This window comes from Thermosporothrix sp. COM3 (assembly GCF_059696735.1).
Map to the genome: position 1 here is coordinate 4,545,033 of NZ_AP019376.1, position 20,649 is coordinate 4,565,681.

Genomic DNA, 20,649 nt, shown 5'->3' on the forward strand with positions numbered 1-20,649 from the left:
GGGGGTAGCAAGGGGGTGGCGGCTATTTTATATAAAGCGATCAGACAACAGGAAAGCGCTCAATCCTCTCCTGCTCTTCACGCGGTACATGGCGAGCTAGAATACGCTGCATTGCCAGACCGATACGTCGAATACCCTCTACAATCTCATCTTCTGAGGCGCTAGCAAAGCTCAAACGAATATGTTGATGGCCACCTCCATCAACATGGAATGGCTCACCCAGAACAAACGTAACCTGTTCTTGAATGGACTCTCGCAAGAGCGCTCGCGCCCGAATACAGCCCGGAAGATGACACCAGAGATGAAAACCGCCATCCGGGACATGAATTCGCACAGGAACCGGCCAATAGCGCTTTATTGCATCAAGCATCAGATCACGTTTGTGGTGATAGAGCGCTCGCGCGGTTTCCAGATGTTTACTCAGTACATTTTGACGTAACATTTCGGATACAAGCCACTGCCCCAAAGCATTCGTATTCAGATCAAAAACCTGCTTGTGCAGGGAAAGCATCTCTATCAACGGTTCCGCTGCCGCCAGCCACGCAACCCGCAAACCGGGAGCCAGGATCTTTGAACAGGTACTCAGGTACAGCACATGGCCCCGCGTATCTAGCGCCTTCAAGGGCTGAGGCACATCATTCTCAAAATAGATCTCACCATAAGGGTCATCTTCCAGAATCGGTACCTGATAGCGCCGGGCCAGAGCCAATAGACGCTTACGCCGCTCAAGCGACATCACCACCCCGGTCGGATTCTGAAAGGTTGGCAACACATAGATCAGGCGCGGTTTCCGCCTGGCAAGCATCGCTTCCAGCAAATCAACACGCATTCCATCCTTATCGACCGGGATCCCGATAATCCGCGCACCCAATGCTCGAAAGGTCTGAATCGCTCCCAGATAAGTCGGTACCTCCACCACAACCTCATCTCCTGGATGCAAGAGAAAACGCCCGATCAAGCCGATTCCCTGCGTCGAACCGGACAACACCAGGATATGCTGAAAGTCAACCGGAACCCCACGCTTCCGCATGTGTGATGCCAGCGCACGCCGCAATGATTGCAATCCCTCAACCGGACAATACCCTAGTGCGCTTTGTCTCCCCTCAGCCAGCCTTTGACTCATAATGGACTGTATCAGTTCAGCCGGTAACATATCAGGTGGTGGGGTTGCTGAAGCCAACGAGATAATATTTTCGCGCTCTCCCATTGAGGCAATATCGCTCAGGACGCGCGCCTGAGGGCCCTCTGACAGATCATCCATAGATGACAAACCAAAAAGCCAGGAAGGACTATCATCAACAAAGGCTTCCTCATCCTCAAAGGCCTGAAAATAGGTTCGCTTAACCACTGTTCCACGACCAACATGTCCCTCTATCAGTCCCTCGGCAGCCAGTTCATTATAGGCGTTCATGATCGTCGTTCGATTGACATTCAGTTCCTGCGCTAGCGCCCTCTCAGTTGGCAAACGTGATCCCTCACCAAGCTCTCCCGAGAGGATCACTTCGCGAATCTGGTCACTGATCTGTTTATAGAGCGGCACACTGGAAGAACGCTCTAAATGAATATAAGTATGCAGCGGGACCACCACAGATCGGGGCGTGCTCTGGTAGAGTGGGGGATGTTTCGCTTTTCGGATAGTTTTCTCTCGCATCTCTATTCCTCCTGCATTGGCTTCCTCCATTCACTGTAAACTGTTCGCCCCCTATGTGACAAGGGCCAATTGACGTATTAAAAAAGCAGCCAATTGATGTTAATTGGCTGCTTTCCTGTATAACAACTATGGAACAAGTGTGGTTTATGCCGACTGGCCGAACCGAATATACCCACGGCGCTGCGGAGGACGTTGCCCGAAAAACAGATAGAGCCAGGTACCAATCACCGGCACCAACCAAATCAGAACCAGCCAGAGCACTTTTCCAGAGGTTGAGTACTCATCTTCAAGCACCATAAAGGTTTCAATAATCTGACCAACAATCACAGGTAGAAACAGAATAGCAAGAAACAAAACACTATTAAAAAAACATCCGCGATTAGACATTTTTATTTCTCCTTTAGATGAAGCGCTTTTTCTATTCAATACAATCACACTACATACTACTCTATTTAAGGTACGTGAGACGAGGTATCCGGGTTGGAAATGCTGGAAAAAGCGGCGATCTTCTCATAGAGTTCTGCTGCGCTAAAAGGCTTCACCAGATAACTCGCTCCACCGTATTCATACCCTTCATCTATCATTGAACGTTGAGAGAACGCCGAGATAAAAATGATCGGAATATGCGCCAGCTCAGGACGCTCTTTCACCATTCTGGCAAGCTGAAAGCCGTCATAATAGGGCATCGAGATATCCGTAAAAATAATATCTGGCCTGACCTGCTCAATCAGAGCCAGCCCTTCACGCCCATCAGCCGCAAGGTAAAGCTCATGTGGTGTTGAGCGAAGCATGACCCGAACCAGCTTCTGAATACGCTCCTCATCCTCACAAAAGACAATCTTCGCCATCTCAATTCCCCCTTCCATTACACGCTTTTTGGGCCATAACGCACTGTAAAATGAAATACAGAGCCTTCTCCGACCGCACTTTCAGCCCAGACCTCGCCGCCGTGCAACTGCACAATCTCTTTAACAATCGGCAGGCCAAGTCCGGTCCCCTGAATAAAACGTGTGCCCATCGTCTCAACGCGAGTATAGCGCTCAAAAATACGCTCTAACTCATCATCGGGAATGCCCAGACCATTATCTTTGACATAGACATGAATCATACTACCCTCAAGAATGCTCCCAATCACGATCTCTCCGCCGCCGGGTGAATACTTGATGGCATTGTTCAGCAGATTGACAACGACCTGCGTCAGCTTATCACGGTCCCCCAGTATAATGGGCAACGCTTTTGCCAGTCGCAAGCGGATATGATGCTTCGGCGCCGATTGACGTAGCCGATTCACAACCTCAATAATAATCGCGTTTAGATCGAGCCAGCCCAGATTCAAGCGCAGACGCCCCGACTCCAGCCGATCGAGATCCAACATATTATTAATCATGCGCACCAGGCGACGTGCATCCGCATGGATATCGGCGGCGTATTCTTTGACCTCCATCGCACTGAGTTCACTATCCCGCATAATCTCGCTGAATCCCTGAATTCCAGTCAGGGCTGTGCGGAACTCATGACTGACAATCGAGACAAAGTTACTCTTCATCCGATTGAGGCGTTCTAGCTCCTCATTGGCATCTCGCAAGGCTTGCAGGGCCTGATCCCTCTCCTGTTGTGCCTTCTCACGCGCGATCAACAACGCAGCAAGACGCCCGATCCCCTGAATAATTGAGAGGTCGTCGGGCTCCAGGCGCACCTTCAACGTGGCATAGCCAATAACCAGCAGGCCAATGAGCTGCTTTCCCTGCATGATCGGTGAAACAACCCTGTAGAGCGAAGAGCCTTTCAAGGCTGATGCACCGGGGCGCAGGCCAATTACCTCACCCTGATATAGCTGTTTCAGCAAGGCTTCGTTGCCCATCACAATGTCATGCAAAGTAATGTCCTGCATGCGATTGCGCCACTGCAATTCTTGCTCCGGGGAAGCCCCCACAATAATCATTGGCTCAAGCGTCTGGGCCTCAGGATCAAGCAACAGAAGCGCTACTCGCTCGCAATCCAACAAATGGTAGGGGATCTCAGCCAGTCGACGACGCACCATATCAACACTTTCAGCATTCTCCCCTTCGGAAAAGGCAGCAATCAACGAGCCCGTGTCATGCCTCTCCTCAACCATCGCCTCAGCCATTGAAAGGATGGCATGCAACGCGTTCTGGGTTCGCTGTTCCAGCATGCGCCGCCGGGTTACATCCATTGAGATCGTCACCGCACCTGTGATGTGCCCATATTGATCAAACAAAGGTGCACCAGTAATACTAAAACGGACATCATGCTTCTCGGCACGCTGCACCACAATATCGACCGCGTTTGCATCCTTGAGTACTTCGCCACGTAGAATACGGGCGGTCGGCCACTGGTCACGGGGAAGCGGCTCTCCATGCTCATCCAGAATGCGGCTCTGGTCCTTTACCAGTATATCCAGACTTTCCGGCAGATTCTCTTCAGGCAGTTCTAATGCCTCACGCAAAACTCGTCCCATATGCAAGATGTGCATATTACAATCGTAGACGGAGACGTGATCGGCGATGACCTCAAAAATGGCCTCCAACTCTTCAAGTCGTGAGCGCGCCTGCGCCTCAGAGGAGCGGAGTATATCTAGATGTTGATGCTCATTGGTACAATCATGAAATACCATAAGCACAAAGTCAGGCCGGGTTGCTCGAGAAGGATGAGAAGGAATCACATTCATCAGTAACCAGCGATATGCTTTTTCTTTGGGATTCAAAACGCCCACCACAATACCGGCTTGAAGTTGTCCACTACGAAGCGAGCGAACCACGGGCAGAGCATCCACAGGGAACGGCGTGCCATCCTCCTGCAACATACGCCAGGCTGGATCGGAGGGCGTACGCTGCATAAGCTGTTCCATCGGAATGCCCAGAATCTGGGCCGCAACGGGATTCGCCATAACTGGCCTCCCCTCGGCGTCATACACGATTACGCCCTGTTCCATGCCCACAAATAGAGAACGATAGATGCGTAACTCATCCTGGCTATGGATCCTGTCAACCTTTTCGATCACCGAGGTCGAGGGTTTACGCCGCTGCTTTTGCTGCTCCCCCGTTTTCTGCTCTCCCGTCTTCCGCGCACCTTCTTTACTCATGCTGTTTGCCCCTGAACAGAAACAATACACTCTCACTCTGTTCAGTGTACAAAGTGCATCCAAAGAGAAGCTATAGACAAAAGAAGAAGAAGAGCAAAGGACTTCTAGCCCTCTTTTGGCAGCTTGTATCGTGAAGGAATCGGAGGCAGAGGAAACCCTTTCTTGCGCACATAATCGAGGAACCAGCGAACCGGCGCCGGGTCTTTTGAGTCGGTGCCACTGTCAGCCAGAAAGAAGCGGATATAGAGGGGTAACGCCGGACCAATTCTGGCAAGCAGGAGGTCGACACGCTCTTGCGCATGCCGCCAGTCGCCCTTAATCGCGCCTAGTCGCCAGCTATTATAAGCCTCGTCATGCAACTCAATCAGGTCTAGCAAGATGGGATCAGAAATATAGCGCTGTGCAAAGCATCGAGCGCGGTAGGCGTGGTGGTTTGAATGAATGCGCGGCCTGTGCTCGTCAACCTGATACTTGAATGTATCATGAAGCAGGGCAATCAAGCGCAACACCCGCCGCTCCTCTGGCTCAGGATGTTGCGCATCAATATTTGCCAGCACGTCTGCAATATGGAATTTCACCGGACCCTCCATGTGACCGGCTCGCGGTTTCCCCCATTCAATCCCGGCCAGCCACTCAGGGTCAGCGGCGATTTTCCGTTCTAATGCAGTTTCCAGGCGAAATGGGATATTTTCTTCCATTGACAGACGTTTCCTTCCTTTCCGATTGGGCTAGAGGAATCGTTCGGCAAGCCTCATCAACCAGGGCTGGTAAACGTGCTGGTAACTCCCTATATACTGTACCACGCGTCCGCCCCAACCGCGTTTGAAGCGATACACACCGGCCATCGCCTCGCCCTCTGCATCGGTATCAGGGATCCCCCAGAAGTCATACGTCGTTGCCCCCTGCTGTTTACACCAGCGAACCGCCTCCCATTGTAACAGATAATTTGGCATCAACTGGCGCTTCTCATTGCCCGAAGCCCCATAAAGATAGATTCCCTGACGTGCAAACAGCCCGACAAAGATTCCTGCCAGAAGCTGGCCCTCGTGCTCCGCGAGCAGCAACCGAAGTCGGTTCTGTGGTGCGAAAAGCTGCCAGACCCGCAGATAATACTCAAGATCATGAATTCCGAAATGATCGCGTTCACTGGTAACACGATAGAGGTTATACCAGGCGCGGACATCAGCCGGTCGCTCGGCCACTCGTATAGTGACGCCACGCCGGGCCGCCAGCCGCACATTATAGCGCCACTTCTCTTTCATGCCAGCAAGGAGCGCCTCTTCAGCAGGGGAAAGGTCCAGCACGATACTGCGCAATGGTTGAACTGGATGCAGCGGCTGCATTTGCCAGCGTCGATACCATTCCGCTACCCACCGTCCACCCTCTGTCTCGGTCTCTTCCGCTGATTCAACCTGAAGGGCCACAGCCCCCTGGCGCTTGAGATGCTCATGCAGTCGGGTAAAGAATGGCTCCCAGAGCTCGGGCTGTCGCCAGTCCAGCACCGGCCCTTTCGGGATATACGCCAGATGCCCCATACGCAAGGGGACATGGGGAGCGGTCCGGCAGAGGACCTGTGCTCCCGCAACAATGCGCAGCTGCTCTCTATCCCATAAAACCAGGCGCTGAGGGAGCCAGCCAGTGGGCGCCTTGAGCTCGCCCCATTCCCATGACTGCAAAAAATGTCCGTTCGGGTGCTCATCAACAAAGCGGTTCCAGACCTCGCGCGCCGCCTCATGAAGCAGATGAAGTGTATAACGCTGATGTAGAGCTTGCATAGGACTCACTTTCTCTCGCATTTATGATAGCTTATCATATCACTGGCCTTCTTCACACTCTTCCACAGGAAAACCATCCTATCACTAAAGACAGACATGCTATAATACCATTGTCATTTCACCTAATCCTAAACGCGGTTGACAACCGACAGGAGGCATTCTGTGAGAATTGTTATTCTCGGCTGTGGTCGGGTAGGTGCCACCCTTGCATCAAATCTCGAAAAGCAGGGTCATCAGGTATCTGTCATTGATATCAATACAGACGCCTTCCAGCGTCTGGACCCCGAGTTCCAGGGAGAGCGCATCACCGGAAATGGAGTGGATGAGGATATCTTGCGCCGGGCTGGAATCGAGCAAGCTGATGCCTTTGCCGCCGTTACCAATGGCGACAACCGCAACATCATGGCAAGCCAGATCGCAAAAGAGATTTTTCACGTCAAGAAGGTCGTTTGCCGTATCTATGACCCGATTCGCCAGGGCACGTATCAGGAACTTGGGATAGAGACAATCAGCCCTACAATTGTAGGAGCAGAACTTCTCTCTCAAGCCATACTGAAAGAAGAAAAGCAATGAGCACTATCAATACATTCCCGGCATACGAGGGAAGGGAGTAGAGAGGCGTATCTATGTATATTATCATCGGAGGTGGTGGCGACGTCGGCTACTACCTGACCAGGAGCTTGCTCAAACGCGGACACGAGGTGCTCCTTCTGGAAAAGTCGGCACAACGTGTTCAAATGCTTGCCGAAGAACTGGGACAGGCCATTCTTAAGGGAGACGCATGCGAGGCCCGCACAATGGAAGAAGCGGGCGTCCGCCGTGCTGAAGTAGTCATTGCTGTCACCGGTGAAGATGAAGACAACCTTGTTATCTGCCAGATGGCAAAGAAACGTTTCAATGTTGCTCGTACTATTGCTCGTTTGAACAATCCCAAGCACGAGGCCCTCTTCTATAAACTGGGAATCGATGTCACGATCAGCCCGACAAAAGCAATCCTCTCGCTGATCGAAAGTGAGTTGCCCGGCCCGCACTTTATCTCTTTGCTGACGTTGAAACGAGCCGGCCTTGAGATTGTCGAAGTAAATGTTCCGGCAATGTCACCGGTTGTTGGCAAGAAGCTAAGCGAAATCAACCTTCCACGCAAATGCACGCTTGCGCTGATTATTCGGAACAACGAAGAGATCTTCCCCAATGCCGATACCGTGCTACAGGCAAACGATATCGTCTATGCGCTCCTCAGTCAGGAGGGAGAAGAAGAGCTGCGCCGCAACTTCGGCACAAGCTAAACGTCAGGACAAGCCAGAAGCAAAAAGAGCACTTCAATCCAGCGATGAAGTGCTCTTCTGCCCTATTTCTCACTCAAAGGAGGCTCTTTCTTCGAGGTTTCCGATTGCTCTTTCTCCTTCTCTTCGCCCTCTTCCTCCGCCTTGCCTTCCTGATCAATCGCATAGATCAGATCACTATACTCAACCTCACCTTCCTGCGCTTCGCTTTCATCTGTACTATTGGGTGGCCTCAGACGAACCCGAAAACGCCCATTTGGACGGCGAATAGTCCACGGCGCTCGCTTACGCGCAAGAATCTGATCGGGCGTCTCGCCTCGAGCCGAGCGATAAATGCTGGAAACAACCACCCACAGCGCCGCCACAATCGGGGTCGCCAGCAGAGCACCAAAAACGCCAAACAGACGCGCACCTACCAGCAAGGCCAGAATAGCAGCCACCGGATGCAGCCCAACCGCGTGCCCGACAATGCGAGGCCCCAGAATGTTACTCTCAATTAACTGAATCGCGACAAAACAACCGGCAACAATAAAGGTACGTGGAAATTGTTGCGGCTCCAGCAGCGATATCACAATAGGTGTAATCGAGGCCAGCGCCGGCCCCACCATCGGAATTGTTTCAAAGAGGAATGCCAGGACCGCACAGATCAGGGCGAACTCGCCCAGAGGTGGGTTAAACACACAGACCAGCCCCGTCATCGCGCCAACGATCAGCGCCAGAGTCAACTGTCCCCGAATATAATTCCCAACTACTCGCGTCAGTGCATCCTCAAACAACAGGACATTCGGCAAAAAGCGCTTGGGAGCCAACCCTACCAGCGAGTCACGAATCCGCTTCCCGTCAAGTGTCAGGTAGAAGCTCATTACCACAACCAGAAAGATATTGAGGAAATACTGCACCGCCAACGTCAGAATGTTGACCGTACTGAGTGGCGCGGAAGAGGCAAAGTTCCAGGCCTGCGTTCTTAACTCGTTAAGGACATTGTCAATATCGCTCTGGGCAATGCCCATCTCTTTCAGCCAGTTAATTGTAGAGTTATAGCGATCCGGTATGCTGACAACGAAGTCATAAACAGTACCGGAGAATTTTCTTCCCTGCTCTGCCACGTTCGCTCCTAACTGGTAGATCAGAAAACCAAGCAGGAACAGAACGCCAATATAGACAATCGCGGTGGAGAGCACACGCGGGATTTTCGCACGCGTTAACAGGTTTACAAGAGGAGTCAGCAGAAAGGCAATCGCCATTGACAGGACAAGAATCACGATCGCCTCGACAAACTGACCCAACAAGGCCCATGATGCGCTGAAAATAAAACCAACGCAGATGATACAGATTAAAATATCACGCGTTCGTTGCCAGTTAATTTGACCCATATTTCTTTTTCCTCGCTGTTAGCAACCGGACGGTGTACCTTTATCTTCACCATTGTGACATGTTTCATAGTCGAAAACAAGTGTTTTCAGCTATTCTTTTTACAATAGATAGTACTCTAACGGACAGTCCTAGCCAAAAGCTTCTATTTGCTTAGACGTTTCATCAGAAGAAAACTAGAATATACCTATATTGAGATCTTTATCCAGATGCTCTTTTCCAGATTATGTCAAAAGAAGAGACTCGCACAGTGAAACTTTCTATGGCTATGTTTCGTCATGTCAATGTGGAGTCCAGGCCCGCCGGAGGCTGTAGAGCTAACCGGCTTGAACGCTATCTCATTCTTTGTTTGAGGGCAATGGGCACCCCTCAGCAGCATGCGATAGCCACTCCTATCAGGTATGAGGAAGATAGCCTATGCGGTCTGTACTTCTCTCTTAGTGAGCGCATCGAGTCTCACATTTTTCCAATTTCGTTTTCTCTGTAACTTGACGTTTCATTATACAGCTTAGAAAGTATCTATCAGAAACCAGCTTGAAAAGAGGATAAAAACAGTGGGCATATCACATCTGACTTCGACATCACAAATCACGCTTCTATGGGTTCTACTGGTTGTCTTGCTGGGGTGGTTCATTACGTTCGCCTTCCTTGCCCTCCGAAATAAAGATCAAGAAGCAGCCAGGCTTTCTCATATACATGTGACTTCGACATCTCAGGTAACGTCACGCGCTATCCTTGCGGCTACCATTCCCGATACACCAGCACCCGTCACCGAGCAGCAGGTTGTACGTGAGCAAGCTGCACTGCAACCCTCCCGCGCGGCACGCTAAAGCGAAAAAAACCCGTCAGAGTCCAGCTCTGGCGGGCTTTTTTCAGGATGCCTCCCGCTTCCCCCGCTGCGTAAATGGGTTCTGTCCTCCTTTAAGCAGATGATAGGAAATCGTACACCATACTTCCTCTTCGTCCTGCTTATAGAGCCGGGACAGTGCCTCACCGGCCAGCCGATGAAGTGATGCCTGTCGCGCCGCCGAAAGCCGCTCATATAAACGCTTGCCAAACAATGGATGCGCAAAGCGATACAGCTCTTGCTCTCCCTGCTTCTCCACAAGTAAGATCCCGGCCTGAAGCGCTTCTTCGAGCATCTGTGATAGCCCCCCCTGTCCTTGCGTCATCAATGCGACAAGCTCAAATGGAAAAGGATGATCCAGTACCGCTACCTTCGAGAGCACCCGCCGGCACTGCTCGCTCAGTTTCTCAAGGCGCAGATCGACCGCCGCCGCGATAGTGCTTGGCAAAGAGCCAAACTTCAGCGTATAGAGAATCTCGTTTTCTCCCTGCTGCTGCTCCATCTCTTGAATGGCATGTATAAACTCGATCGCAAAAAAGGGATTCCCATGCGCGTACTCGAGAATAGAACGCTGAATTGCAGGAGAACAGCGCCGCAACAATCGACCTATCTGCTCAGACGGAAGCGGCTTCAGTTCCAGATGCCAGGCGCGCTGCTCTGCCTGCAAATCTCGAATGAGCATCTGTAGCCCATTCTCCTCCCCGTCTGTGAGCGGATTGCAAGTTCCCAGGAGCAAAACCGGCTGCAACCAGACGCGCCGCACGATAGTTGCAAAGACCTCAATGCTGGCTCGATCAGCATAATGGAGATCATCAAAGACCAGCAGGATCGGCGCTTTCTGTCCTGCCAGATAGAGGCACTCAAGCAGTGTTTCGGTCAGGGAAAAGCGCTCACGGGCAACTCTGGCCGACCAGGAGGGAGCCGAGGAAAGTAACAGCCCCGAGAGCGTCTCTCGCAGCACTCGCTCCATACCTTGAACTTGTTCCAGCCCGCTCAACTGCCGCAATACATCGATCCAGAGACGATAGGATACAGTTTGCTCCTGCTCATAGACTTTGTTCCAGAGGATAGCCCAACCCCGCTCGCTCAGCGCCCGACTGACCTCTTCTGCCAGTCGCGTCTTTCCAATGCCGGGCTCACCAGTGAGAAACAGTGAATGAGGGAAGCCCTCTTTGTCGCTCTGAAGAGCGTCTGCCTGTTCAAGAATACGCTGATACTCATATTCCCGGCCCACAAAATGACAACGCGTTCCTCGCGCCACCGGCAAAGGTAAGCGCGGATGCACCGCTCCTATCTGGCCGCTACTTTGCAGTTGCTCATACAGGGCTCGTGTTTCTGGCAACGGTTCCGCCCCATAGAATTTCCACAGCGTCGCTTCCAGACGTCGATAAGCAAGCAGTGCTTCTGTGCGGCTTCCCTGCAACGCCAGCACGCGCATTAGTCGGCAGGCCGCCGCTTCATGCGCCGGATATGCCTGTAGCAGCTTCTCAAGCAGAGCAAGCGCCTGCACAAAGGCCTCTTTCTCCATATAGCTATCTGCCAGAGCCAGCAACACACCGAACCATTTCCGCTGCAAGGTCTCGCGCCGCACGGTGACCCATGAAGCGATCTGTTCCCCCTGGAGAAAATCACCCCGATACAGGGCCATTGCCTCCTCAAGCAGGCTCTCTCGTTCGGATGGCTCCTGTGTCTGTAACGCCTGCTGAAGTAGCATCTCAAAATGATCGGCATCAAGCCATACTCTCTGCTGTGAGGCAAAGCGAAAAATATCATGTTCCAGACGCAGCAAGCTGGAATTGGCAGGCCGGGCAAGATCCGGCTCTAGAAGTTGGCGCAAGCTATGCACCGTGATATTCAAACGATTGGCCGCCGTCTCCAGATCGGTTTCAGGCCAGAGCGCCTCCATTACTTGCTCTCGTCCAAGCATACGAGAAGGCACGCTCAGCAAGCACCCAAGAAAAGTACGAATCCGTCGCTGTTGCCATGCTGCTTCATGTACCTCCTGCCACTCTGATCTATTCCATCGTTCCAGACGACACTGTCCCAGTAGATAGATACGAATTACGGGAGTATGCCCCTCCAGGCGCTCTCTATCCATATATTCCCTCCTCGTCTTCGATGGGAACCAGACAAGCTACCACGTCTCTCACATATACCTCATATGCTTTCCTGCTTTCTGATCTTGCTCATAGGCCTCCTGGTGCTGTCTCCTCTTCTCTGGTTCTCTCTATATATAGAATCATATATCTGAAGTATAAGTTGCTGCTCAAACAGAATGCAAGGGCATTCCAGCAGGTGCCGCGCTGCTGCTCCCGATGTATCGACTGGCTTCCAGGCAAGCACATGAATGAGTACGTATTTCATGTTATCTGATATAGCTATGGTATAATGAAGATATATCCCCTGTTTCTTCCTTGTTCGTCCATTGTCTGCCAGGGAGGTTGCATGCCAATTTCGTGCAAGAACGCCCGCTGCCTCTATGAGGCACTCAAGGCCTGTGATATCAAACTGATTGCCGCGCTGCCTGAAACATGGTTAGTTCCCCTGCTCAACTCCATTGACGATGACCCGGAAATGACGTTCATCCAGGTTGCGAAGGAAGAAGAGGGGGTGGGCATCGCTGCCGGCGCGTATCTGGCAGGCGTTCGCTCAGCCCTTATCGTGCAGAATCATGGCTTCCTTGCCGCTATCAATCCGATTGTCTCGCTGGCCTTCCTCTACAAAATTCCGCTCTTGCTGCTGATCAGCTATCGTGGCTCATCAGGAGAAACAGATCCGTGGCAGACCCAGGGTGGGCTAAAGACCGAGCCAGTCTTGCGTGCGCTCAACATTCCCTATTCGCTGTTGACCTCACCCGCTGACGCACAGCGCACCCTCGCAGACACACAGACGCTTGCACACGCAGCGCTGCAACCTGTCGCTGTGCTACTGACCCGCCAACTACTCTGGGAGGAGTAAACCATGCTTCGTTCAGACGCCCTTCGAGCAATCTATCCAGAATTGCAATCGCGTATTGTGGTGACAATCATGGGGGCAACGGCCTGTGAGCTCTACGCGCTTGGACACCGACCGAACTTCTTCTATCTGCAACATGCAATGGGTCTCGCCTCCTCTCTGGGTATGGGAATTGCTCTTGCGCTTCCCTCCGAAAAGGTAATCGTCCTTGATGGCGATGGTTCCTTGCTGATGAATCTGGGGACGCTCAGTACAATGGCCCGCTACCAGCCTGGAAACCTGTTACACATCGTCTTTGATAATGAAAATATGGCCTCGATTGGTGGCTTTCCCACGGCGACAGCCACAGGAACCGACCTGGCTGGAATTGCCCGGGAAAGTGGCGTTCCTGCTGTTTTCTTTGCTTCGACGCTTGAGGAGTTTCAAGCGCAGGTTCAGCAAGCACTGATCACCAATACACTGACAACAATTGTCGCGAAAGTGGAGTCCGTCCCACCTCAATCGCTGTTTATGGACATCACATTGCAGGAAAACCGTGACCAGTTTCGGCGCTTCCTTGAGGCACGGGGTCGCTCCTGAACGCCATCCGATTTCAGCCAAAATTCCAGAGGCCGTCCTGGGGCTCGGGTGCTTCCTTCTTGCGTGCCGATGCAGCTCGCTTCTTGCGCCTGGGAGCTGGCTCGGCAGGCTTTTCCATGCTAACCGGGGTCGGCTCACCATCCTGTAGCATGACCGTTGCCTCAAAGATTGAATCATGGGTGATGTGAATAGTCGGTTGCAAGGCAAGCAGAGCCTCTATTGTTGCCTCCTCGCACGGCTGCAACACAGAATATTGCTGCTGGAGAGCGATCACCAGTTCAGACAGGGGAACGGTGCCATGCTCTTTCAGCCAGACAACGGCCTCCGCCAGAAGCTGCTGCTGCCAGGCTACTGCGCACAAACCAATGCCCGGGAGATAGCATATATGCTCGTCGGTCACATGGATCTGCGCCTGCATCAGTTCGGAACGACTATAGCAATGCAGCAGCTCATAGCACTGCTGTTCAGGGATCAATCCGGCCTGAAGCACGCGCTCCCGTACCGACTCAGGTTGGATGTGCAGGATGCGCTCGGAGAAGTTATCATAGTGTTGTCGCAACACCTGAAGCATATCCGTCACGGTAAGTTGCCCATTATAATAGACAATCGGGAAAAACGTCGAGATCACCTGAAACGCCTCTTTCGCTTCCTCAGGGATCGCGAGCACGATGTCATCGCGCCCACGAAGCTGCAAGAGTTTCTGCACCTTCCGCTCTCGATAGGCCGGAGTCCAGAATCCCAGAATTTCCACATACAGGCGCTTCTGCCCGCGCGTCAGGGCAAAATCGGGGATCAAAATACTGCCCTGTACCAGCAGGGGTTCAGGCTCACGTTCCAGCATCCAGCCCTCCACACCCTTACGACTTGCCAGATCCAGAAACGCAGCCGCGAACTGCTCTTCAACACTGCTATCGAAAATGGTGTCCTGATTTTCGTCGTCGTTCCCTTCGCCAGCAGGAAGCAGGCGAAGCAGGTGGGAATCCATCCGGAAGAGATAGCGTCGTTGAAGGAAATGCACAGTCGCGCTTGCCTCAACGATTGCCTGTATCACTGAGCGCTTCTGTCCCTGCTGATAGCGCAACAGCAGGCGGCAAAGTCGCGCCAACCGTAAGCCATACTGTTGCGGTGCTCCGGTTACTTCCTGCGGTCCATAGAGCGTCAGGGAGAGCAGCATATGTTCAGCCTCCCCCTCATAGCTCAGCTCATAATAGACGCCGAGCCGCCGCGCCAGAAAACATAATCGTTTGATTACTGTGCCGATACCTGCCACTGGTCGCGTTTTGCCGCTCGTCTGCCCGCTCGCGAATGCCCGACAATCGAGCACAAACTGCACCTCTGAAGCGCTACACAGAGCGGCTTCAAAGGCCCATTGATTATACAGCGTCGCCACATCCTGAGGAGAAGGAGGCGCCTCCGTCATTCGGATCAACAGAGCCTCCTCATCGCTATCCAGCAACACCAGATATTCCAGTGCCGGAACCGTCAGGTGATAGCGCGCGGCAAACGCTGCCAGCGTGGCATGACGATTCTGCTGTGTCAGGAAGCCGTTCTGCTGCTCATTCACATATTCATAGAGTGCCAACCGGAGCTGTCCCGGGGACGCGAAGTCACGCAGGAAATCCGGGCTTGCCTGCATCTCCCGTACAACAGCTCCCCACTCACGCTGACGCCAGACATACCAGTTGCTTAGCGTCGCGATCAGGCAGGAAGCCAGCCGATAATCACCGATACAACTGCGTGCCTCGTCAAGCGAGAACGAGCGCTGCGTCTGCCCCAGGAGCTGTTCAAAATAGGCAATCAGGCTCTGAATCTCGGTGGTGAGAGTTCCCGGGCGCACAAAATGCAGTGAGACAGATAGCTCTTGTCCCCGGCGCTGGACTGTCTTTTTCACATCCTGTAAACTAAACCGCACACATATTCCTCTCTCAGTAGTCTCTTTCCCATCCAAGTATATAACACAGAATCAGGCGCTCGCGGAACAAAGGCACGCACGCCATTCTCTCCTTCTCTTCTCACGCGGAGAGCAGAAAAAGGAAAGAGCATTCGACAAGGCTGCCATTCCTCTTGAGAAGACGGGATAGGATAAGCATCCTAACATAATTGAAGATGCCGTTTTTTTATGCTATGGTAGCTATGGGCTGTTCTACGATGTTTCTTGTTGTATCTTGAAAACAGTCAGGAGTGCACAGACTGCTCCGGTTTTCCCCGTACAGTTCAGCACGTTTCTGCGTTTTTCACCCTCGTTATCGTCGTCAAAACAAACAGCTATGCCAGTCTGGCGTAGCTTACAACAAAACGCCTTTGCGAAGTGTCACATTGGAGGTCGCAATGAGCACAATCCCGAGGCAACTGGGGAAATACGAGCTGCAACAGCGTATCGGACAGGGCACTATTGGCGAGGTTTGGAAGGGGAGAGATCTTCAGCTCCAGCGTGACATCGCCATAAAAATTCTCCACACCGATTTACAACAGACCGATCCCCGGTTCTTTACGCATTTTCGAGAGAATGGACAAGCTCTGATAACGTTGCAGCACGCCAATCTGGTGCCAGTCACTGATCTAAACGTGTATCGCTCGGTAGAGACAAACACTCTTTTTGCCTATTTGGTGATGGACTATATCCCGGGCATGACGCTCCATGCCTATCTGGGAAAAACATCACATCGTGGCATCTTTCCGCCTGTGCCCCAGATTGTCTATTTATTCGCCTGTATTGGTTCTGCGCTTGATTACGCGCATCGGCGCGGCATTGCGCATGGAAATATTACACCGCGAAATATTTTACTTCACCAACAGAATACAACACATTTTGAGGCAGGTGAACCCTATGTAGCAGATCTAGGCCTGGTTCGCTTGCTCAATATGCCTATTAATGCTCATACACCCTTTTATCTTTCACCCGAGCAAGCACGTGGAGAAGCTCCGAGCGCACGCAGTGACATCTATGCCCTGGGAGCGCTTCTCTATGAGATCTGCACCGGAGTACAGCCCTTCCGTGGAGAAACGCCGACCACGGTTCTCATGCAACATCTACACACACTGCCCACACCGCCAAACCTGATTAACCCGAACATTCCCGGGGCTCTTTCAGAGGTCATCCTTCGCGCCATGTCCAAAGATCCGGCCTCGCGTTACCCAAAGGCTGCCTATTTGGCTGCCGCCATCGCTGAAGCCTGTTCACTGCGGCCAATCTATCCAGTAACCAGAACCGGCGAGATTGAGGCACTGCCTGCGCCCCCAACAGCCAACGAGGGGGGAACACTACTCGGCGTCTCACAGCCGCTCTTCCGACCCTCAACGACACGAACAGGGTCAACACCTTCTCTGCCACCACTACCCGCGGCACAGATGCCATCACAGACACTTCCGGTTGAAAAGGCGCCACAGCAAACGCCTCCTCCGGGATCACTCCCGGCGGCCAGTATTTCCATGCAGCCAACGGCCATCAATCCTGTGCTCAAAAACGAACCCGAGCCAACAAAAGTCGTTAGTGCCAGAACACCCACCACAACCCCGGCTGCGCCGCAGGAACAACTGATGCAGCAATCACCGGTCCTGCCGCCTCCCGTGCCCACGCAGGAACAGCGGACCTCATCACTGCATCCCGTCCCTGCTCACCAGAAGCAACGCGCTCGCACAAATCCTCTGTACCTTATTGCGGCAGTGCTTGTCGTGTTGCTGCTGCTTGGCGGAGGTGCAGCCAGTCTGCTCTTTCTGAATCGTGGTGGTCAAGCGCCAGCCTCGGCAGCGCTCGTCGGACAGGTCTTTTTTCAGGATAATGCACTTGGGCATAATAATGTTATTCGGATTCAACTGAATAACATTGAAGCTCCACCAGATGGGATGGGCTATTTCGCCTGGCTCCAGATGCAGGATATGACACAGCCTGAGCTTCCTCTTGGTCAGATCACATTCAAGGAGAAACAGGGCTCTTTGCTCTATCCCGGCGACAAAAAGAACACGAACTTGCTCTCGCTCTCACCGCGTGGTGTGATCATCACGCTTGAGAACGCTGACCATCCGCCACAACAACCGGGCAATCGAGAGGTGTTCCGAGGGCTCTTCGATCAAGCAGCCTTCCCCTCTATTAAGAATATTCTCTACGCAACGCCCGGCCTGTCAGAGAAGCAGAGCGCTATAACCAGTATGCGAGAAGCGCTTCAATCGATCAATGATAAGGCAGGCAGTATTGTCGACTCGCTTCAGAACACCGGTGATTATCAACTGGCATATCGACAGGCGGTGCGCATCATTGAGCTGATTGATGGCTCCACGATGGCCCACAAAAGCGGAGATCTCCCTGCAAAACAAGCAAGCCTGCTACCGACCGAGACCGGCATTCTGACGATTGATAATACGCAGGGCTATCTCGATTTGCTCTCCACGCAGATCACCCAACTGAAAAGCGTCGCAAGCTCAGATCAGGAGTTAATGAAACATGCAAGCAACGTGGAAAACGCCATCACGAACCTGAAAGACTGGGTCCAGAAGATGCGAACCTACGCAACCCAGCTTATTAAGGCATCGGATATCAAGAGCCCCGAGATGATTAAGGTTGCTCTTCAGTTGAAACAGCTCGCGGCTGACGCTTATGCCGGCCGAACCATTCCACCCAATCAGGGCCCACAGCCGATTCTGGGTTCAGCCGGAGCCTATCAGGCGTATGTCGAGAGCCAGTATCTGGCAACCCTCACCCTGCAAAAAGTCTAGCAGGATCATTCCGAGGCATGGACAGAAACGGATCCATGCCTCTTTTTTTTCCGCTCACCATACAGGACTTCATGGTACCCTTTAAGGGCAAAAAAGAAGTACTGATTTGGCCAAATAATCAGCACTTGCTATTTTGAGGGCGTTTTCACGCTTCTACTGCCGGAAATAATTGCTATTTCCGGCAGACAGAATGCTCTCGCAATGGGGGAGGAACTATAGGAAAAGGAGAGAAAGAAGCAAAAGTCCGCTGAACTGTAGAGCTTATTGCCGGCTTTCATTGTCGGAAAAATGGGAGATCTGACATTCAGTTCTGAAGAAAAAACCTTACAGAAGTGTGTTTTGATATTTGTTCTATAGGGTTATTTGGCTTCAAGCGCGGGCTAAAATAGAAAAACGCGCCCAGCACCTGCGACATACGGTTTAGAAAACCTGTTTGTAAGCATTCGGTTCTACAAGCTACTTTACAACGTTTTTCTTCTGCTCCAGCTAAGGTCAATATCACACCATTACAAAGGGTAGGAGTTCCCCAGGATCGGTACCTGACTCTGCCTCTTTCCTAAATACAACCCCATCTTATGATGAGCGCTCTCTACAGTTCCTGAAATTGCCCAAAATTCGGGCATACATTTGCCGGGACATAAACGCATCCCGGCAAAACAACTGCGGCTCGCTTCAGATGGAAGTACATGAAAAACAGCAAGGCCGTTTATGGCATCCAGAAGAACAGTCCTATTTTTGCAGGAAAGGTGCCAGAGACTTAAAGTCGTACGCATCCCAGGCAGTGCGCCACGTTAGATTTTGCCATACAAATTGCTCAGCGGTCGGCCTCTTCAGTGTACAGCCTCCGACCTGTTCCCTTGCCTCTTTACCATATTTATCAATGGTATCCCCATGTAGAAAAACAATTACACTCTCCAGACCTAGCGGCGGCTGTGCGGTCCACAGCGCCTTCTGCATTCTAAAACAATCCATCTTGACCGAATCGCGAGCTGAGTTGTTATCCCACTGTGCTCCGATATATGTTGTGACCTGAACCGTTTTCTGATCAGGAAAATAAAGCACCTCAGCATCTTTCTTCACGCTGGTCGCAGTCGCTTTCACTCGCTCTTCTAGAGTGAGATTCCTGGTAGGCGTGGGGGTTGGCGCAGCTTGTTGCTGTTTCTGCTGGGTGGGCTGAGTTGTCGCCTGGGCTTGTGTTTGCGCCGTTTTGCTACCAGAGTTAGCAAAAGATCCAAATCCGCTACAGGTACAAAGCAAGGCAGCACAGGCAACAATGAATAGTACCTTTCCTCGAACCGACAAACGCTTGAACCAGGCAATAAAGGGATTGGGCTTCTTCTGGGGGTAAAGTGGTTGATAATTTGGTGGTTGTTGCATTCATATCCTCCACAAGATATAATTCAAAGAATCAATAAAAAAAGGATCTGATATGCTAAACGTAGCCCCACCGAAATTTTATAGCATTGTTTACAACTTACTATGATATAAAGAATTTTGTAATTTTTATACGCTTTTTGATTATTGATCCATTGCGATCTACAGACAGCTTTTTTTGTTTAAGGATCTGATCCCTCCTCTCTAAAAATGCATCATGTCGTTCATACAAATATTTCCTCTAATACGATATATAGTATGATGAAATTCTTGTATTTATAGCATCGTGTTATACTCCCTATGCTTACGATATAAGATGTTATATAGCCTTATATGGATATCCTGTATTAATCTCCCTGCAAGGTTTTTTTACTGAAGGCAGTTCACAGGAGGCTCTTTAGCTTCTGGAGTCCTTTGGTTCTGTACCTCTGTCTGGAAACTAGATGCATTCATTGTGAAGAGTGGCTTTAAAAGCTTCTAAGTGGCAAAATAAATAAAGGCAGATGGCATAAAACATGACAGAACATAGTATTATAAATTTGATCTGAGCACTTATACTCAAGGGATAGAGCAACGAGCTTCAGTAACGATTTTTTAAAAGACACAGTGGAGGTTTTATGAAGCGGATTTTTCAGGAATATGGCAAGAGCACAAAAAAAAGAGAAACGGCTTAACAAGCCATCTCTCTTACAAACGCGCCCAGCAGGATTCGAACCTGCGACACACGGTTTAGAAGACCGTTGCTCTATCCACTGAGCTATGGGCGCTTACATCCGGGAAACCGTTGAAACACTGGATAAACAACGGCAAACCCTTTATCATAATAGCAATGCCTGCCCCATTCTGTCAAGCATCTGCTGACTTTTTGCCCCGGTCGACAGATTCAGCAATACAGACCCGGCTCGCTACCAGAGGATGAGCAGCCACCAGCCCGGCCACCGGACACACCTTGACAAGCAACGCTCAAAGACTTATAATACACCTGAAATCCGAGTAAAGAA

Annotated in this window: 16 protein-coding genes and 1 tRNA gene; 6 read left to right on the plus strand and 11 right to left on the minus strand. The window is 51.5% G+C overall.

Annotated elements, in window-relative coordinates; translation table 11 throughout:
* Positions 1-40 precede the first annotated feature (40 nt).
* The 6 genes from pdxR to KTH_RS19315 all read right to left on the minus strand — a co-directional run bounded on the left by pdxR (position 41) and on the right by KTH_RS19315 (position 6,529).
* Entirely contained in the window at positions 41-1,651 is a 1,611-nt protein-coding gene (gene pdxR / locus KTH_RS19290; RefSeq protein ID WP_170142336.1) for a MocR-like pyridoxine biosynthesis transcription factor PdxR, read from the minus strand.
* Between the two features lie 144 nt (positions 1,652-1,795).
* Positions 1,796-2,038, minus strand: coding sequence for a PLDc N-terminal domain-containing protein (locus KTH_RS19295; RefSeq protein ID WP_111319104.1), 243 nt, complete (start codon positions 2,036-2,038; stop codon positions 1,796-1,798).
* A 65-nt stretch (positions 2,039-2,103) separates the two neighbouring features.
* On the minus strand, positions 2,104-2,499 hold the full coding sequence (locus KTH_RS19300) for a response regulator (RefSeq protein ID WP_170142337.1): 396 nt from the start codon (positions 2,497-2,499) through the stop codon (positions 2,104-2,106).
* A gap of 17 nt (positions 2,500-2,516) precedes the next feature.
* Positions 2,517-4,754, minus strand: coding sequence for a PAS domain-containing sensor histidine kinase (locus KTH_RS19305; RefSeq protein WP_111319108.1), 2,238 nt, complete (start codon positions 4,752-4,754; stop codon positions 2,517-2,519).
* A 104-nt stretch (positions 4,755-4,858) separates the two neighbouring features.
* Positions 4,859-5,452: an HD domain-containing protein gene (locus KTH_RS19310; protein ID WP_111319110.1), complete on the minus strand. Its 594-nt coding sequence runs from the start codon at positions 5,450-5,452 to the stop codon at positions 4,859-4,861.
* Between the two features lie 30 nt (positions 5,453-5,482).
* Positions 5,483-6,529, minus strand: a complete 1,047-nt coding sequence (locus KTH_RS19315; protein WP_170142338.1) for a lipid II:glycine glycyltransferase FemX — start codon at positions 6,527-6,529, stop codon at positions 5,483-5,485.
* A gap of 162 nt (positions 6,530-6,691) precedes the next feature.
* On the opposite strand from KTH_RS19315, the gene KTH_RS19320 reads away from it, so the two are divergent.
* Positions 6,692-7,102: a potassium channel family protein gene (locus KTH_RS19320; RefSeq protein WP_111319114.1), complete on the plus strand. Its 411-nt coding sequence runs from the start codon at positions 6,692-6,694 to the stop codon at positions 7,100-7,102.
* 53 nt (positions 7,103-7,155) lie between these two features.
* On the plus strand, positions 7,156-7,815 hold the full coding sequence (locus tag KTH_RS19325) for a potassium channel family protein (RefSeq protein ID WP_111319116.1): 660 nt from the start codon (positions 7,156-7,158) through the stop codon (positions 7,813-7,815).
* A gap of 62 nt (positions 7,816-7,877) precedes the next feature.
* Here KTH_RS19325 and KTH_RS19330 read toward each other — a convergent pair whose 3' ends face one another.
* Positions 7,878-9,185, minus strand: a complete 1,308-nt coding sequence (locus tag KTH_RS19330) for an AI-2E family transporter (protein WP_111319118.1) — start codon at positions 9,183-9,185, stop codon at positions 7,878-7,880.
* 696 nt (positions 9,186-9,881) lie between these two features.
* Between KTH_RS19330 and KTH_RS19335 the strand changes: the two genes are divergently transcribed.
* On the plus strand, positions 9,882-10,013 hold the full coding sequence (locus KTH_RS19335) for a hypothetical protein (protein WP_282957309.1): 132 nt from the start codon (positions 9,882-9,884) through the stop codon (positions 10,011-10,013).
* A 42-nt stretch (positions 10,014-10,055) separates the two neighbouring features.
* On the opposite strand, the gene KTH_RS19340 is transcribed toward KTH_RS19335, so the two are convergent.
* The gene (locus KTH_RS19340; RefSeq protein WP_111319122.1) at positions 10,056-12,128 is read right to left on the minus strand and encodes an ATP-binding protein; all 2,073 of its coding nucleotides are present in this window, start codon (positions 12,126-12,128) and stop codon (positions 10,056-10,058) included.
* Between the two features lie 347 nt (positions 12,129-12,475).
* Between KTH_RS19340 and KTH_RS19345 the strand changes: the two genes are divergently transcribed.
* The gene (locus KTH_RS19345; RefSeq protein ID WP_111319124.1) at positions 12,476-12,988 is read left to right on the plus strand and encodes a thiamine pyrophosphate-binding protein; all 513 of its coding nucleotides are present in this window, start codon (positions 12,476-12,478) and stop codon (positions 12,986-12,988) included.
* Between the two features lie 3 nt (positions 12,989-12,991).
* Positions 12,992-13,564: a thiamine pyrophosphate-dependent enzyme gene (locus KTH_RS19350; protein WP_111319126.1), complete on the plus strand. Its 573-nt coding sequence runs from the start codon at positions 12,992-12,994 to the stop codon at positions 13,562-13,564.
* Between the two features lie 13 nt (positions 13,565-13,577).
* On the opposite strand, the gene KTH_RS19355 is transcribed toward KTH_RS19350, so the two are convergent.
* Positions 13,578-15,476 (minus strand): DUF790 family protein, encoded by a 1,899-nt coding sequence (locus KTH_RS19355; protein ID WP_111319128.1) that lies wholly within the window; start codon positions 15,474-15,476, stop codon positions 13,578-13,580.
* Positions 15,477-15,892: 416 nt separating this feature from the next.
* Here KTH_RS19355 and KTH_RS19360 point away from each other — a divergent pair, with 416 nt between their 5' ends.
* Complete coding sequence (locus KTH_RS19360) at positions 15,893-18,274, plus strand: serine/threonine protein kinase (protein ID WP_111319130.1); 2,382 nt, start codon at positions 15,893-15,895, stop codon at positions 18,272-18,274.
* A 729-nt stretch (positions 18,275-19,003) separates the two neighbouring features.
* On the opposite strand, the gene KTH_RS19365 is transcribed toward KTH_RS19360, so the two are convergent.
* Together KTH_RS19365 and KTH_RS19370 are read right to left on the minus strand one after the other, a co-directional pair.
* Positions 19,004-19,651 carry a hypothetical protein gene (locus KTH_RS19365; RefSeq protein WP_497620565.1) on the minus strand — a complete coding sequence of 216 codons (648 nt, stop codon included), beginning with the start codon at positions 19,649-19,651 and terminating at the stop codon, positions 19,004-19,006.
* 691 nt (positions 19,652-20,342) lie between these two features.
* Positions 20,343-20,415, minus strand: a tRNA-Arg gene (locus KTH_RS19370).
* Positions 20,416-20,649: the final 234 nt, after the last annotated feature.

Excerpts from the sequence above, each read along its gene's own strand:
- pdxR (WP_170142336.1), bottom strand. The coding sequence starts at position 1,651 with ATGCGAGAGAAAACTATCCGAAAAGCGAAACATCCCCCACTCTACCAG.
- KTH_RS19295 (WP_111319104.1), bottom strand. The coding sequence starts at position 2,038 with ATGTCTAATCGCGGATGTTTTTTTAATAGTGTTTTGTTTCTTGCTATT.
- KTH_RS19300 (WP_170142337.1), bottom strand. The coding sequence starts at position 2,499 with ATGGCGAAGATTGTCTTTTGTGAGGATGAGGAGCGTATTCAGAAGCTG.
- KTH_RS19305 (WP_111319108.1), bottom strand. The coding sequence starts at position 4,754 with ATGAGTAAAGAAGGTGCGCGGAAGACGGGAGAGCAGAAAACGGGGGAG.
- KTH_RS19310 (WP_111319110.1), bottom strand. The coding sequence starts at position 5,452 with ATGGAAGAAAATATCCCATTTCGCCTGGAAACTGCATTAGAACGGAAA.
- KTH_RS19315 (WP_170142338.1), bottom strand. The coding sequence starts at position 6,529 with ATGCAAGCTCTACATCAGCGTTATACACTTCATCTGCTTCATGAGGCG.
- KTH_RS19325 (WP_111319116.1), top strand. The coding sequence starts at position 7,156 with ATGTATATTATCATCGGAGGTGGTGGCGACGTCGGCTACTACCTGACC.
- KTH_RS19330 (WP_111319118.1), bottom strand. The coding sequence starts at position 9,185 with ATGGGTCAAATTAACTGGCAACGAACGCGTGATATTTTAATCTGTATC.
- KTH_RS19340 (WP_111319122.1), bottom strand. The coding sequence starts at position 12,128 with ATGGATAGAGAGCGCCTGGAGGGGCATACTCCCGTAATTCGTATCTAT.
- KTH_RS19345 (WP_111319124.1), top strand. The coding sequence starts at position 12,476 with ATGCCAATTTCGTGCAAGAACGCCCGCTGCCTCTATGAGGCACTCAAG.
- KTH_RS19350 (WP_111319126.1), top strand. The coding sequence starts at position 12,992 with ATGCTTCGTTCAGACGCCCTTCGAGCAATCTATCCAGAATTGCAATCG.
- KTH_RS19360 (WP_111319130.1), top strand. The coding sequence starts at position 15,893 with ATGAGCACAATCCCGAGGCAACTGGGGAAATACGAGCTGCAACAGCGT.
- KTH_RS19365 (WP_497620565.1), bottom strand. The coding sequence starts at position 19,651 with ATGCAACAACCACCAAATTATCAACCACTTTACCCCCAGAAGAAGCCC.